The sequence below is a fragment of the Pseudomonas putida genome (genome assembly GCF_002741075.1).
Lineage (GTDB): Bacteria > Pseudomonadota > Gammaproteobacteria > Pseudomonadales > Pseudomonadaceae > Aquipseudomonas > Aquipseudomonas putida_T.
Map to the genome: position 1 here is coordinate 3752168 of NZ_CP016634.1, position 14054 is coordinate 3766221.

The 14054-nt window shown below is 61.2% G+C and carries 18 protein-coding genes; 1 reads left to right on the forward strand and 17 read right to left on the reverse strand.

Features of this window, described 5'->3' with window-relative positions; genetic code table 11:
* Positions 1 to 6: 6 nt before the first annotated feature.
* Entirely contained in the window at positions 7 to 681 is a 675-nt protein-coding gene (gene queC / locus IEC33019_RS17560) for a 7-cyano-7-deazaguanine synthase QueC (protein WP_070094197.1), read from the reverse strand.
* A gap of 16 nt (positions 682 to 697) precedes the next feature.
* On the reverse strand, positions 698 to 1345 hold the full coding sequence (gene queE, locus IEC33019_RS17565; protein WP_070094220.1) for a 7-carboxy-7-deazaguanine synthase QueE: 648 nt from the start codon (positions 1343 to 1345) through the stop codon (positions 698 to 700).
* A gap of 301 nt (positions 1346 to 1646) precedes the next feature.
* Between queE and IEC33019_RS17570 the strand changes: the two genes are divergently transcribed.
* Positions 1647 to 1901: a hypothetical protein gene (locus IEC33019_RS17570; RefSeq protein ID WP_157765899.1), complete on the forward strand. Its 255-nt coding sequence runs from the start codon at positions 1647 to 1649 to the stop codon at positions 1899 to 1901.
* Between the two features lie 32 nt (positions 1902 to 1933).
* Here IEC33019_RS17570 and IEC33019_RS17575 read toward each other — a convergent pair whose 3' ends face one another.
* From IEC33019_RS17575 to ybgC, 15 genes are all read right to left on the reverse strand, one after another.
* Positions 1934 to 2932 carry a hypothetical protein gene (locus IEC33019_RS17575; protein WP_099593799.1) on the reverse strand — a complete coding sequence of 333 codons (999 nt, stop codon included), beginning with the start codon at positions 2930 to 2932 and terminating at the stop codon, positions 1934 to 1936.
* 60 nt (positions 2933 to 2992) lie between these two features.
* Complete coding sequence (locus tag IEC33019_RS17580) at positions 2993 to 3271, reverse strand: hypothetical protein (RefSeq protein ID WP_099593801.1); 279 nt, start codon at positions 3269 to 3271, stop codon at positions 2993 to 2995.
* On the reverse strand, positions 3268 to 3576 hold the full coding sequence (locus IEC33019_RS17585) for a hypothetical protein (RefSeq protein ID WP_099593803.1): 309 nt from the start codon (positions 3574 to 3576) through the stop codon (positions 3268 to 3270). The genes IEC33019_RS17580 and IEC33019_RS17585 overlap by 4 nt, the downstream gene beginning before the upstream one ends.
* A 224-nt stretch (positions 3577 to 3800) precedes the next feature.
* A complete protein-coding gene (locus IEC33019_RS17590) occupies positions 3801 to 4616 on the reverse strand; it encodes a hypothetical protein (RefSeq protein ID WP_099593805.1) in 816 nt (271 codons plus the stop codon).
* Positions 4617 to 4648: 32 nt separating this feature from the next.
* Positions 4649 to 4981, reverse strand: coding sequence for a hypothetical protein (locus tag IEC33019_RS17595; protein ID WP_099593807.1), 333 nt, complete (start codon positions 4979 to 4981; stop codon positions 4649 to 4651).
* The gene (locus tag IEC33019_RS17600; RefSeq protein ID WP_023381902.1) at positions 4981 to 5328 is read right to left on the reverse strand and encodes a hypothetical protein; all 348 of its coding nucleotides are present in this window, start codon (positions 5326 to 5328) and stop codon (positions 4981 to 4983) included. The genes IEC33019_RS17595 and IEC33019_RS17600 overlap by 1 nt, the downstream gene beginning before the upstream one ends.
* A gap of 544 nt (positions 5329 to 5872) precedes the next feature.
* On the reverse strand, positions 5873 to 6499 hold the full coding sequence (locus IEC33019_RS17605; RefSeq protein WP_023381903.1) for a recombinase family protein: 627 nt from the start codon (positions 6497 to 6499) through the stop codon (positions 5873 to 5875).
* A gap of 467 nt (positions 6500 to 6966) precedes the next feature.
* A complete protein-coding gene (locus IEC33019_RS17615; RefSeq protein ID WP_099593811.1) occupies positions 6967 to 8454 on the reverse strand; it encodes a DUF6538 domain-containing protein in 1488 nt (495 codons plus the stop codon).
* 203 nt (positions 8455 to 8657) lie between these two features.
* Entirely contained in the window at positions 8658 to 9464 is an 807-nt protein-coding gene (ybgF, locus tag IEC33019_RS17620; RefSeq protein WP_070094198.1) for a tol-pal system protein YbgF, read from the reverse strand.
* Positions 9465 to 9470: 6 nt separating this feature from the next.
* Entirely contained in the window at positions 9471 to 9971 is a 501-nt protein-coding gene (pal, locus tag IEC33019_RS17625) for a peptidoglycan-associated lipoprotein Pal (protein ID WP_043209505.1), read from the reverse strand.
* Between the two features lie 52 nt (positions 9972 to 10023).
* The gene (gene tolB / locus IEC33019_RS17630) at positions 10024 to 11295 is read right to left on the reverse strand and encodes a Tol-Pal system beta propeller repeat protein TolB (RefSeq protein WP_043209564.1); all 1272 of its coding nucleotides are present in this window, start codon (positions 11293 to 11295) and stop codon (positions 10024 to 10026) included.
* Between the two features lie 26 nt (positions 11296 to 11321).
* Entirely contained in the window at positions 11322 to 12398 is a 1077-nt protein-coding gene (gene tolA, locus IEC33019_RS17635; RefSeq protein WP_070094199.1) for a cell envelope integrity protein TolA, read from the reverse strand.
* Positions 12398 to 12850 (reverse strand): protein TolR, encoded by a 453-nt coding sequence (gene tolR, locus IEC33019_RS17640; protein ID WP_012315816.1) that lies wholly within the window; start codon positions 12848 to 12850, stop codon positions 12398 to 12400. The genes tolA and tolR overlap by 1 nt, the downstream gene beginning before the upstream one ends.
* A 14-nt stretch (positions 12851 to 12864) precedes the next feature.
* On the reverse strand, positions 12865 to 13560 hold the full coding sequence (tolQ, locus tag IEC33019_RS17645; RefSeq protein WP_043209509.1) for a protein TolQ: 696 nt from the start codon (positions 13558 to 13560) through the stop codon (positions 12865 to 12867).
* 2 nt (positions 13561 to 13562) lie between these two features.
* Complete coding sequence (gene ybgC, locus IEC33019_RS17650; RefSeq protein WP_070094200.1) at positions 13563 to 14015, reverse strand: tol-pal system-associated acyl-CoA thioesterase; 453 nt, start codon at positions 14013 to 14015, stop codon at positions 13563 to 13565.
* Between the last annotated feature and the right edge of the window lie 39 nt (positions 14016 to 14054).

The following is a 14054-nucleotide window of genomic DNA, read 5'->3' on the forward strand; positions in this document are numbered from 1 at the left end:
CTTTTTTCAAAAATAACGGGTTGGGTCCGCCACACCGGCTGCCGTGAAGCCATCGGCGCGCAAGCGGCAACTGTCGCATTTGCCACAGGCGCGACCCTCGTCGTCCGCCTGGTAGCAGGAAACGGTCAAGCTGTAGTCCACGCCACGGGCGATACCGGTCTGGACGATCTGCGCCTTGCTGAGGTTCTGCAAAGGCGCCTGGATACGGAAGCCCTGCCCCTCCACCCCCGCCTTGGTGGCCAGATTGGCCATGCGTTCGAAGGCCTCTACGAACTCGGGACGGCAGTCCGGGTACCCCGAGTAATCCACGGCATTGACACCAATGAAGATGTCACGGGCGCCCAGCACCTCAGCCCACCCCAGGGCCAGGGACAGGAACACGGTATTGCGCGCCGGCACGTAGGTGACCGGGATACCTTCGCCAGGCGCCTCCGGCACATCGATACTGGTGTCGGTCAAGGCCGAGCCACCAATGCCGTCGAGGTTCAGGCCGATCACTTTGTGCTCGACCACGCCCAGATCACGGGCAACACGCGCTGCCGCGTTGAGCTCGGCACGGTGACGCTGACCATAATCAAAGCTCATGGTGTAGCAGCTATAACCCTCGGCCTTGGCCATGGCGACCACAGTGGCCGAATCCAGACCACCGGAGAGCAGGATTACCGCACGTTTATCAGTCATGTTCATACTCCTCGTGTCAGCGTCCCGGTTCGTCGTTCCACAGCAGTTTGTGCAACTGCAATTGGAAGCGTACGGGCAGGTTGTCGGCGACGATCCAGTCAGCCAGGTCTGTGGCGCTTACCTGATGGTGGCTGGGTGAAAACAGCACTTCACCCGTGCGCTGCGCCAGGTTGTACTGGATCAGTTTGGAGACCGCCCAGTCGTAGTCCTCCCGAGAGCAGATGACGAACTTGACCTGATCGTTACCGGTCAGCAGCTCGATGTTCTCGTAGCGGTTACGATGCGACTCCTCCGAACCCGGCGTCTTTAGATCGACCACGCGGCTGACCCGAGGATCGACCTGGGCGATGTCCAGAGCACCACTGGTCTCCAGGGACACTTCGTAGCCGGCGTCGCACAGACGCTGGAGCAATGGCAACACGTTGGGTTGGGCCAAGGGCTCGCCACCGGTCACACAGACATAGCGCGGCCGGAACCCCGCCACTTGTTCGAGAATATCGTCGAGGGTACGAACGGTGCCGCCGCTGAACGCATAGGCACTGTCGCAGTACTGACAGCGCAGGGGGCAGCCTGTGAGGCGCACGAATACGGTGGGCAACCCAGCCGTTCGCGTTTCACCCTGCAAGGAGTAAAAGACTTCGGTGATACGTAATGTGTCTTGCATGATCGCCACGGGCGTGACAGCTAAACAGGCTGTCCGCCTCCGTCAGGCACTGTCGCGGACTCGACATAGCGTTATCCGCACCAGCGTGTTTACGAAAAAAGGGCCAAGATTCTAACGAAGAACCGGGCAATTAGTCCAGAAGCCTTGATTTTATTGGGCTTGAGCCGTTTGTCAGTTCGTCGCGGCACGTCTGGTGCACGGGGCTTGTGCCCCGCTAGAACGGTACATGCAGGTCGAGGAGGTGTTGGCGGAATCTGCAACCACATATCAAACTGCTACCACAACCATAGGGAGATTCGCCATGGAACAGTGGTTAGTGTTGTTGATAGGAGGTGTCGGCTTCCTTCTGGCTCGCTGGCAGTACACGCGCAATGGCGAGATTGCAGTACGTCAGCAAGCCGTGTGCGGGGTCTACTATGCCGAGCAGTTGGCGGGCCGTAACCTAGAGGACTGGGAAGTTAGCGCCATTGCAGGCGGGCACTTCTCAACACGCGGACAATACCTCGACGCCAAGGAAGCAGGCCGCTTTATCGAGCGGCCATTTGTTCAGCCTTAATGGCAAGGCCCGCGTAGGCGGGCCACCCATATTCAGCCGATGCTGGCTGCAAAGGCATTCAGGCCACCGCCGTGCACAACGCGGCGGCTCCGATCTAGCGAGCTGTTGCCCACGGCAGCCTCCTGGAATCTGTGGGGTACGCGGGCCAGGCGCTCGCCTACCTCCCCCTTCAACTGCTCCAGGGCATCGGGGCTCACTGCTACCAGCACGCTGTGGGGCAGGACTACGCGGCCACCTTGAACATCAGCCTCACGGTAGAGGACGGCGCCACGGGGGCTCACCTTCACCAGCGACGTACCGGCACGGAATGACAGGTCAGCAGCCGATAGGCCAGCTCCAGGCAAGGTGGCTGGAATGATCTCGCTACCTGCCAGCGCCACCAGCAACTCAAGGTCGGTTAGCACCAGCTCAGCGGGATCAACGCCAGCGGCCAGCAGCACCATCAGGCCACGCCCAGCCGCCATGACAGGCAGGTCGGCAGCACCAGCGGTGTTCAGTTTCTCACGGGCAACTAGGTCCAGCGCGGTTGAGGCCATGGTCTTGTTACCAGCGGCAGCGGCATCCTGCACCACGTCATCGCCCAGGACTTCGCGGACACTGAGCACGGCCAGCAGGTCGGCCAGCCAGGTCTGGATAGCCTCGGCCTGGCAGGCAGCGTGAGCATCACTGGAGCGCAGATACTGTTCCTGCTGGCCACGGTATTGCACCATGGCGGAATCGTGGTCCAGGGCGGCGGGCAGGTCAGCCAGTGGCATACCCGAGCGGGCGGCTTGAGCGAGCACAGCACCCAACTCACGGGCTACGTCATCAGCGCCAGTACGCTTGCCTTCGGCTCGGGCCGGATCAATGAAGCGCTCAGCCATACGGCTGAGTCCGGCTTTCACGTCGGCATAGTTGCTGGGGACAGCGGGCGCGGTCAGCTCCGGCACCTCCAGGCGGTCCAGTGTAATGGCCGTACGCAATGCGCCCAGCAGAGCCTGGGTGCGCGGGGATACGGTTGCGTTGATTACTGGCTTGTTGGTCTTGGTCATTTGTGGTCTCCGGTACGTGTTCGTCTACGTGGTTTGAATCGAGGTCGCTAATGCAGCAGGTCAGGTGTTAATGCCGAGCGAGGAGCCTGGGCGCTGGCGGCGAGTGTTAGCAGCGTTGCCCCCGGCCACCACCTCCAGGGTGTACTGCTCTACCGCTGCGCCGGTTGGGACCGATTGCGCAGCTTCGCGGGCTTGCCTAAGTTGGAAGGCCTGGGCCTGGAGGTCGGCTAGGTCCGCGTCAGTCAAGCCACGTTGCCGCCGGGCCTGGGCCGGTGCCCTGGCAGCTTCTGCCTCGGGTGTTTCCTGTAGCTGTGGGATGCCAAATAGCTGGTGGATCATGCGGCCACCGCTGGCGAGCGCTTCCATCTGCCGCGCTGGTTGATGTCGTTGCCCTCAAGCTGGAGCTGGGCTCGTGTGCAAAGCAGCCAGGCGATTGCCTGGGCCTTCTCCCCGAACGGGAACTCCTTTTGATGCAGCACGCCGTTACGCTGGACGTGGGCAACCCAGCACAAGCGGCGGGTAAGCGACAGGCCGCGTACTTTCTCTTGCGTCATCATGCCGAGGGCGACGGCCAGCGCCTTGTGGTTGAGGGTCATGCTGGCGGTAGGGTCGTCCTTGACGATGCGGTCGTATCTGGTAGCCATAGTGGTTCTCCTTTGGAATGGCGCCCACAGCCGCGCCTGAGCGTCTTTGGCTCATCGGCTGGGCGGTGGGGTAGGTTCTTGGTGGGTGCGCTGGAGCGCGCTGTGCGGGCCTGTGGCGGGCCTTGGTGGGTGGTCAGTTATGAGGCAGTGGCGGGAGTACGGCGGGTACAAAGGAGTACATGTACCCCCCTTAAAACTCGGTTTTGTGTAGAATTAAAAGACTACTAGCAGCCCTTGTTTTGGCGCTTGAGGTACACCTTCACAGTGTTCAACTTCTGGCCCGTGGCTTGTGCAATGGCTGACGGGCCTTGCCCTTCCGAACGCATGCGACGGGCTACGGTATGCCAATGCTCGCCAGCTTCGACAATCTCCAACCGCTTATTGGTTGCGGCCTGCTCGGCCACAAGGCTAGCCGTGGCCTTGGCGACTTCACGGCGTACCTGTTCCGTCAGCTTCTCGGCGTTGATGTAATGCGCCGCTACATTCTTGAGGCAACCGGACAGAGTTCCACGGTGCATGGCTGATACCTCCAATGCCGATTCGTCGATGGTGCGCAGTACCGTGTGCCCGGCCAGGCTTTGCAGCGCCTTAGCATTCTGGCTATCGTTGCGCAGGCTGCGCACCTTGTTGACGTACTCGACGCCCTTGCCTCGGTTGCGCAGATAGCGAGTACCGCTGGGTGCCCTGCCCTGGGCGATATCATCCAAGCCTTCGAGAATGCATAGGTCGGTATCCTTCTGGCTGAGCCAGTGAGCCTTGCGACCATGCTGCCGCGCCAACTCCCGAGCCTCCTCCTTGTGCCGCTGGTGCATCTTGAATCGTTCTTGCTGGAAGGTGTTCTGCGGGGCGGTATACGAGCCGGTTGCCAGGTACAGCGCCTTGACTTGCTCGACAGCGCTTGACAGCGCCTGGCCATCCAAGCCGGGGTTCGCCTGGCGCACGAGGCGCACGGCGTACAGGTAGTCGAAGGGCTGCACGTCTGGCTGTACCTCAGCGCCAGCCTGGCCGCGTTGTTTCAACTCTTCTAGGTTTGTGGTCATGGTTCCTCCAGTCGAAGGCGCCAGGCCGTCGGTCAAGTAGTGGGATCGGTAATGCCGTACTCTGCGAGCAAGGCGGCACGGTCGGCGGGTTCATTTTGTGTTGGGGGTGCAGGGGTTGCAGGCGACGTGCGCTTCTCGGCGAACTGCGCCCGCAGTTTCTCTAGCTCGGCGGCGCTGTCGTCAGCACGGGCAGCCTTTGCCGCTTCGATAAGCTTGAGCAGGGATACGGACGCACTGATGGTCGCCGCATCTACGGGGTAGCCCCCTTCCTTCGCATCCTTGTAGCGTTGTTGAGTACCGTCAATAGTGGACGCCAGTAGCTCCAGGCCCAGCCGGTCAAGGTTGATCTTGCGTGGTCGAGCCATCAGCAGCCCCCGCGCTCATTCAACGCATCAAGCAATCGCGCCTCTGTCCAGGCATGCCGCCCTTGCTGTTCACGGTCCAGCATTCGCCAAGCGTTGAACGCCTGGGAGCCGGGGCAGTATTCGCGGATGTGGGTTCCGGGGAGGTATCGAGCTTGAAGACCGGCACGCCGGATGAGCGCTGCAATGGCATTCATCAGGCTACTACGTGGCACCTCGGGGAACGCCTCGCGGAGCACTGTAGTGGTGATTGGTTTCGGTGCAGGAAGGGCATAGTTAAGCCGCATAAAGCGGATGATTCGGGCAGCCGTGAGCGCTGGCCTGCCCTGCAACTGAGAGCTGTGGGTCATGGTCACTCCAATGGGATCAGGTAACAGTGTGCGTGAAGTCGAAAGCGTTCCCGCCCAGAGATTCAAGGTCTCCAGACAGGTAGTGTTTCGATGTGTACGGGAAGTATTCGGGCAGGCCTGGGTGTACCAGATGCCAGGGAAACTGGGCCGGATAGTCCACGCCCTTGCAGGTCTGCGCAGACAGCGACGGTGTTCGATGCGGGAAGTAAAAAGCACGGCGCCCACTTGGGGTGGCAGGCGCCGCGAATCACGTAGGTGTAACGTACAGCACCGGTCGAAATAGATTGACGGAGTGTCTACCTATCTCTGGAGTATGTGACAGTTACCGAACAGCAGTGCCATATCCCTGGCCAGCCCTTACGACACACGGGCTGGCGGCAGGTAGCCCAGGAAGGGCCGGAGAGGCCGCCAGGTGCGAGTCATGCGCGGATCAGGCCGTGAGTGCAGGACCGCGACAACTGGCCCTGCAGCCGCTCCCAGGGCCTAGAAACGACAACGCCCAGGCTGCATGCCCAGGCGTTGTAGTCATACGGGCGAGGCTGCCTCAGGCGCTGGCTGTGCGCTCCCGCTTGACCCGCTGGACGGTGTTAGTCGAGCAGTCGAGCAGGTCAGCGATACCGCGCACCGACTTGCCGTCGTCCAACAACTGCGTGATTCGGCGGTGCAGGTCGGTATCCACCTGGCGCCCCTTATAAGCACCAGCCGACTTTGCTTTCTCGATGCCCTGCGCCTGCCGACGGCGCCGGTCCTCATAATCCTTTCTGGCGACTGCCGCCAGCATATCCAGCAGCATCGTATTGATAGCCGCCAGCATACGGCCTGTGAAGTCGTCGCCAGCCTTCGCCTGGTGCATCGCTTGATGCGAGGTCGGCAGGTCCAAGGCAACGACAAGCACACCTTTCGCCTGGAGGGTGGCCCGCAGAGCTGCCCAGTCAGCCTCATTCAATCGCGCCAATCGGTCTACCTGCTCGACCAGCAGAATGTCGCCAGGCTCGCTATCTGCCAACAAGCGGAACAGCTCCGGGCGCTGCAACGTGGCGCCGGATTCGTTCTCTACGTAGTAACCCGCAATGCGGTGGCCATGCTGCTGGGCGAACTCTCGCAACTGTTCCTTGGCGCGGCTGGCGTCCTGCTCGGCAGTAGAGGCACGGAGGTAAGCACGGATCATCATGATAGTCGCCCTGTAGCGGTTTGGATGTAGCGACTATATGTGTAGCGTTTAGATACGTCAAACAACAATATCGCTACACCAGCACTTTATTGATGAACGGTAGCGCTTGAGGCATACCGATAACGCTACACAAAAGGCGCAGCCAAAACATCTAGCTGCGCCATGCGGCTTTACTTCTTCTTAGGCGGAGACTTCGGCTTAGGCTTGTCAGTTTCCTTCACCGACTCCCGAGGATTGCGTTTAGCTTTGTCCTCGGTGATGTATTCACCAGTTACCGCATCACGATATCTCGTAGGCATATCAGCTCCTTGATAGCTCATCGCCACATGGCGACCCTTTCAAGGTAGCCCAGGCAGCGGTGGGCGCAATCGACCCCGGCAGTCGCCTGGCCAGCAGCGCACTAGGCCCCTATGGGGGATTCTGCACATGATCGGGTCAGACCCTCCCCTCGCACGGCTACAGTAAATTTAGGCCGGAGGGCTTTCGAGCAACTGGCGCACCTTGTCCAGCAGCCCCCGCTGTGCCTTGAGTGCAGACTTGCCACCGTAGATGCTGGTCATGTTCTGCTTACCAACATGGCCCAGGATCGCCCCGGCCTCATGCTCAGTAGCACCGGCATGTCGCATCAGGTCAGCCACTGTGTGCCGAACGCCATACAACGTATAACCGGCAGGCAGACGACGACCGAGCAGGTCATGCAACCGGCGCACCCGCTGCTCCGTCCTACGGCCTAGGTCGGCGTGCTCTCCCCTTTCGGCCAGCACCAGCCGGAACAGCCGGGCGTCATCGTCATGCACTGGGAGGTCACGGCGGCTGGCATCGGTCTTCCTACCGGATAGCCCAGCCTGGAACACCAGTTCCTTACCGCCCATGATGTCCTCGCGCACCGTCAATGCCTCCGGCCCCTCCCGCAATAGCTCAGACGGGCGCAAGCCATAACGAGCCAGGATGAGCAACGCAGCACAGTCAGCCTCGGGGGCCGTGTCCTGCATGTTCTGGATACAAGCCTTGAGCATTGCAACGGGGATCGGCTGGCGGGCTTCCTTCCTGGCACCGGCACCGGAACGAATCGTCTTGGCGGTGGCATCAAGCTTCGGCAGCTTGATCCCCTCCCACCCAGGCATGCAGCGAAGTACGGCCAGAATGGCATTGGTGCTGGTATTGAGTGACGACGCTTTCATGCCCTGCTCAAGGCGCCGTTGGCCATAGTCGAGAATGCTTTGGACCTGCTCCGCTGGGGTGGCTGGCCAACGTAGGGCGTCCCGGCACAGCGTCTGCACCTGCTGTCCACGTCGGGGTGTAGCCTGGGCCAGGTACTTATCCAAGGTCCGCTGAAACTCGGCGGCGGTGGTCTGCCCATGCCGCGCCCGTTGAGCAGGGATTGCAGGTACAGAGTGCTCTGGAACAGGCGCAATAGAAGGCACAGCGTTAGCTGGCTCAGGCGTTGAGGGCTGCCCTAGCGTGGGCACCTCGCCCCTCTCCAGGGCCTCCAGGGCGCGCAGGGCGGCCAATGCCTCCATCGGGCTGTAGTCAGCCGCGCCGGGATGCTTCCCGTCGGCAATCGCCTGTAGTGCGGCCTTGCGCCATTCAAGCTCTGCCGCCCAGGTCGGGGCCTGCCGCTGGCTCGGTTCAAGGGCTTCGACAGCCGACCGGGTAGCATCGTCTACAACGGCCCGCAGACGCTCTAGGATGCGCTCTGCCGTTACCGCTGGGACATCCCCGCCAAGGGCCTGCATCGCCCCTGTACCGCCACCGCAGGCGCTCCCAGCCAGGGCTTCGGCGCAGGTACGGTCGAAGTCAACCGACACCACACGGGCAAGCTGTAGCGCTTCCTTACGGTCGCTGGTGCCAAGCGCCTTTCGGAACTCGGTACGGCCCACAATGCTGGCAACTTCGACAGGGAAGCGGCGGCGGTAGATGAACCGCCCGTCTCGCTTCATCAGATGATCCGACATGGCGCAACTCCTGGCAGTGGGTCACGTGCACCGGTCATGCGCCCCGGTGAAATGGCCCTCTAAACGGCTGTTGTGCCCCGGTCAACCCAGGGCTGCAAGGCCCGCAGAATGCGGCCTGCGCCGTAATCCGGCAAGGAGTTTGTGCACCATCCCTCTAACGAAAAAACCCGCGACAAGCGCGGGTTTATTTCGAATGGCAACACTCAGAGCTTTTGCAGGTCACGCTGGGCCAGTTGCGCGGCGGAAGTGCCGGGGTACTGAGTAATGACCTGCTGAAGAATGCCCTTGACCTTGTCGGTGTGACCCATGCGGCGCTCGACATCTGCCAGCTTGTACAGCGAGTCAGGTACCTTGCTGTGCTTGGGGTACAGCTGGCCGACCTTGGCGAAAGCCTGGCTGGCGCCTTGCAGATCGCCCTTGGCCAGGTTCACTTCACCCAGCCAGTACTGGGCATTGCCGGCGTACTGGCTGTTGGGGTACTTGCGCAAGAAGGCGCCGAAGGCCTGGCTGGCCTTGTCGAAATCCTTCTGCTTGATCAGGTCGAAAGCTGCGTCGTAATAGAGCTTCTCTTTCGCCGGATCACCAGGTTCGCTGCTGGCGGCCGGTTGTTGAGCCGCAGCGCCAGCAGCGGCACCGGCGGCGGCATTGGATGCACCGCCGGTGGAAGAATTCTCGGGGGTCGCGGCAGGTGCGACACCACTGTTGATGCGACGGTCCAGATCCTGGTAACGCTCCAGGTTCTCCTGCTTCATGCGGGCGACATCGTTTTGCAACTCTTCGATGATGCCTTGCTGGCGGGAAATCTGATCCTGCATCTGTTGCAGCTGCATGAACAGCTGGCCCTGTGCAGAAGCAGGGGCCGAAGCCCCTGCTCCGGCATAGGCGCCGCTCGTGCCATAACCCGCAGGCGGATAGCCACCTGCGTTGTCATCTACTACAGGAATCTCAGCCCACGCCGCGAGCGGCAGGCTGAGCGCGAGGACGGTTACAGCACGACGGCACATACGCATAAGAACTTACTTACGCAGTTCTACGCGACGGTTCTGAGCCCAGGACTGCTCGTCGTTGCCGGTGGCAACTGGACGCTCTTCGCCGTAGGAAACCAGTTCCAGTTGAGCAGGGGAAACGCCCTGCAGAACCAGGTAGCGCTGAACGGCCTTAGCACGACGCTCGCCCAGAGCCATGTTGTACTCGCGAGTACCACGCTCGTCGGTGTGGCCTTCCAGAACAACACGGTTGCCGTTGGCTTTCAGGTCCTTGGCGTGAACATCCAGAGCGCGCATGGCTTCTGGCTTCAGGTCCGAGCTGTCGTATTCGAAGTAGAAGGTGGTGATTGCGCGCAGGGCGGCTTCTTCGCTCAGGCTGCCGTCGACAGCGCCAGTGTTGGCACCGTAGCCAGCGTTAGGATCAACAGCGGCGCCTTCGCCAGCGTTGTCACCGCCCTTGGAGGAGCAACCTACAGCTACGGCCATGGCCAGAGCCAGCGCAGCGAATTTACCAAACTTCAGCATTTCCATCGTGAAACTCCTAATGAAACCCCAGTGTGTTAAGCAAAAGTATTACGCCGCATCAGTTCAGGTAAGGGGACCAGGACGGTTCTCTGACTTCGCCTTGAGCGGTAGGAAGCGGGAGCCTCACGCGTCCGTTGAGAGAGACGAGCATCAAGACTCCCCGGCCCTGCTGGCGGGTGGCGTAGATTAGCATGGTGCCGTTGGGCGCGACAGTGGGAGACTCATCAAGACTGGTGTCCGACAGAATCTTTACACTTCCGCGCTGCAGGTCTTGGGCAGCCACTTTGAAGTTGGTGAAGCCCTGTTGGCGATGGATCATCACCAGGGTCTTTTCATCTGCCGACAGTTTCGGGTTGGCATTGTAGTTACCCACGAACGTTACACGCTCGGCACCACCGCCACTGACCGAAGTCTTGTAGACCTGCGGCTTGCCGCCACGGTCGGAGGTGAAGTACAGGGTATTGCCATCCTTGCCCCAGAACGGCTCGGTGTTGATACCAGGGCCCGCAGTCACACGGCTGATCTGGCGCGACCCCATGTTCATCACATAGATGTCCGGGTTGCCGTCCTTGGACAGCACGAAGGCCAGGCGCGAACCATCCGGCGACCAGGCCGGAGCACCGTTGAGGCCTTCGAAGTTGGTGATCTGCTCACGGCGACCGGTATCGATGTGCTGAACGAAGATACGTGGACGTTTCTGTTCGAACGAGACATAGGCAATGCGCTTGCCGTCCGGTGCGAAACGCGGCGACAGAATCGGCTCGCGTGATTGCAGCAGGGTAACGGCGCGGGCGCCGTCATAGTCCGAACGCTGCAGGGTGTAACGGGTGTTGTTGGCGGAGAAGCGCTCGGCGGTCACGTACAGCATGCGCGTGGAGAATGCCCCCTTGATGCCGGTGAGCTTCTCGAACGACTGGTCGGCGATGTAGTGCGACATGTCGCGCAGCTGGTCGACGCCACCGGCAACACTACCAGTCAGCACCTGCTGTTCGGTGGCCACGTTGAACAGGGCGTATTGCACCTGCAGACGACCGCCGGACGGCACGATGCTGCCAACCATCACGTACTGGGCCCCCAGGGCTTTCCAGTCGCGGAAGATGACTTCGCTAGCCTGGGTCGGCTGGCTGATCATGTTCTGCCGCGGAATGGGCGAGTAGTAGCCGGAGTTGCGCAGGTCATTGCCGATGATCTCGGCCATGTCCTCGGGCAACACGCTGCCACCCTGCAGACCGAACGGCACTACCGCGATCGGAGTCGCCCGATCGCTGCCGCTGGTGACCAGGATGTTCTTTTCCTCTGCCACAGCCATACCTGCCACGCAGCAGAGCATGACCAGCAGTCCTCTCAGACGTTTAATCACAACGCTAGATCCTCAGGTGTAAATGTCATCTTGAATGAACGGTACGGATTGAACTCGTTCGGCTTCAAGCCCTGCATTTCGGTCAAACGACCAATGTTCTTCACCGCTGCCACCGCCGAACTGTCGAACGGACCGTCACCACTGGAGCGCGCGACGCTGACGTTGGTGATGGTGCCATCGGGCAGCATGTTGATCTGCAGGACTACCGTCATGCCCCTGCGTGCGGACGGCGGACGCGCCCACCCTTCGGCTGCTCGCATGCGAATCAGGTCGTCGAAATCGCCGGCCACTTCATCGCCACGTTCATCGGCCAGGGCTTGCTGCCGCTCGGTGGTGTCGGACAACAGCTCGGCCAGGGCCTGGGCTTTCTTGTCTTCTGCCGCCTTGCGGGCCGCTTCCTGCGCCTTTTTCTTCTGTGCATCCGCCGCCGCCTTCTTCTTGGCGTCTTCGGCTGCCTTCTTCTTCGCTTCCTCGGCAGCCGCTTTCTTCTTGGCGTCCTCGGCAGCTTTCTTCTTGGCCTCTTCGGCGGCTTTCTTCTTAGCCTCCTCGGTGGCCTGCTTCTTGGCTTCTTCCTCGGCTTTCTTCTTGGCCTCTTCCTCAGCCTTCTTCTTGGCGATATCGGCCTGCTGCTTCTCCGCGGCTTTCTTCGCCTCCTCGGCTTTCTTGGACTCGGCAGCCTTCTTCGCTTCAGCGGCCTTGGCGGCTTCCTCAGCCTTCTTCGCTTCGGCAGCTTCGCGGGCCTCCTCGGCCTTTTGAGCGGCGTCGGCTTTCTTTTGTTCCGCAGCCTTCACAGCTTCCTGCTCGACCTTCTTCTGCTCCAACTGCTCGACTTCGGTCTGACGCGATGCGGTTTTCTTCGCTTCCCCGGCAATCTTCTGATTGGTCTGGGTGGTCGCCTGACTCTTGGACTTGAGCTGATAGAGCGTAGCCTGGACGATCGGCTTGGACGGCGGCAGCTCAGGGGTCATTGCGAAACTGACGAACAGCATCGCGAACACCAGAACGTGCAGGCCAATGGCCCAGACAGTGGGCCAGAAGTAGCTTTCCGAGGCGGATGGCTCTCGCTGTTGCATCAGGGCGCCTCGGTAATCAGGCCAACGTTACCGACACCGGCCTTCTGCAACCCGCCCATGGCTCCCATGACCGCGCCGTAGTCGACGGCCTTGTCGCCACGAATGAAGACCTGGGTCTGCTTGCCCTGGTCGCGACCGGCGGCGATGATCTTCGTCACCGCACTGGTCATTTCCGGCAAGGTCATGGCCTTGTCCATCTGCTTGTCGGTGTCGACTTCGCTGCCGAGGTTCCAGTAGTAGGTCTTGTCGGCCTTGATCGAGATGGTCAGGATCTGAACGTTGTTGTCCTGAGGCAAGGCTTCACTGGAAACCTTGGGCAGGTCGACCTTCACGCCCTGGTTGAGCATGGGGGCGGTCACCATGAAGATGACCAGCAGCACCAGCATCACGTCGATGTAGGGCACCACGTTCATCTCGGCGACCGGCTTGCGTTTGTGGCGAACTCGGGCCATGGGCTTCTACCTGATTACTCTTCGCTGGTGTGCACTTTGCGGTGCAGGATTGCCTGGAACTCGTCGGCGAACGTGTAGTAACGGCCGATCAGCACTTCGCTGCGGGCAGAGAAACGGTTGTAGGCAATGACCGCCGGGATCGCGGCGAACAGGCCGATCGCGGTAGCGATCAGGGCCTCGGCGATGCCAGGGGCCACGGTGGCCAGGGTCGCCTGCTGGGCCGAGGCCAGGCCGCGGAAGGAGTTCATGATGCCCCAGACGGTACCGAACAGGCCGATGTACGGGCTGGTGGAGCCGACGGTGGCAAGGAACGGCAGGCTCTGCTCGAGCTTTTCTTCCTCACGGGAGATGGCCACGCGCATGGCACGCCCCACCCCTTCCATGACGGCATCCGGGTCGACACCCGGCTGCTGGCGCAGACGCGAAAACTCCTTGAAGCCGGCACGGAACACCTGCTCCACGCCCGAATCCGGATCAGGATTGCTGCCTGCCTGACGATACAGCTTGGACAGGTCGATGCCCGACCAGAAGCGCTCCTCGAAGGCATCCAGCGCACGACGACCGGCGCGCAGCATGGTGCTGCGCTGGAAGATCATGATCCATGAAGTGACCGAAGCGGCCACTAGGGTCAGCATGACCAGCTGTACCACCACACTGGCATTGCTGACCAGACTCCACATGGAGGTATGGTCGACGACGTTAGCTTCCACGCTTATTCTCCTGCGTTCGATTGAGTACCCGTGCCGTCCGCCAGGAAGGCGTCGCGCAGTTCTGGGGGAATGGCCCGGGGTTTGAAAGTGTCGGCGCGCACGGCGGCCACCAGGAACTGCCCTTCGCAGAGCAGTGTTTCATCCTTTTCCCGCCAGACCTGCTGCACGAAGCGCAGGCTGGCGCGGTTCAATTCAAGCACTTGCGCGGTCACCCGCAACTCGTCGTCCAACCGCGCCGGCGCGTGGTAACGCGCTTCGCTGGAATGAACCACGAACAACAGGTTCTGGCCGACAAGCTCCGACTGGGAAAACCCCAGGTGCCGCAGCCGCTCGGTACGCGCCCGCTCCATGAACTTCAGATAGTTGACGTAATACACCACGCCACCGGCGTCGGTGTCCTCGTAATAGACGCGACAGCGGTGAGCGAACGGTTCCAGGCCATTTTGCGCGCGCATACTCTAGTGCTTACTCCTCAGCTTGCCAATCCGCCCAGG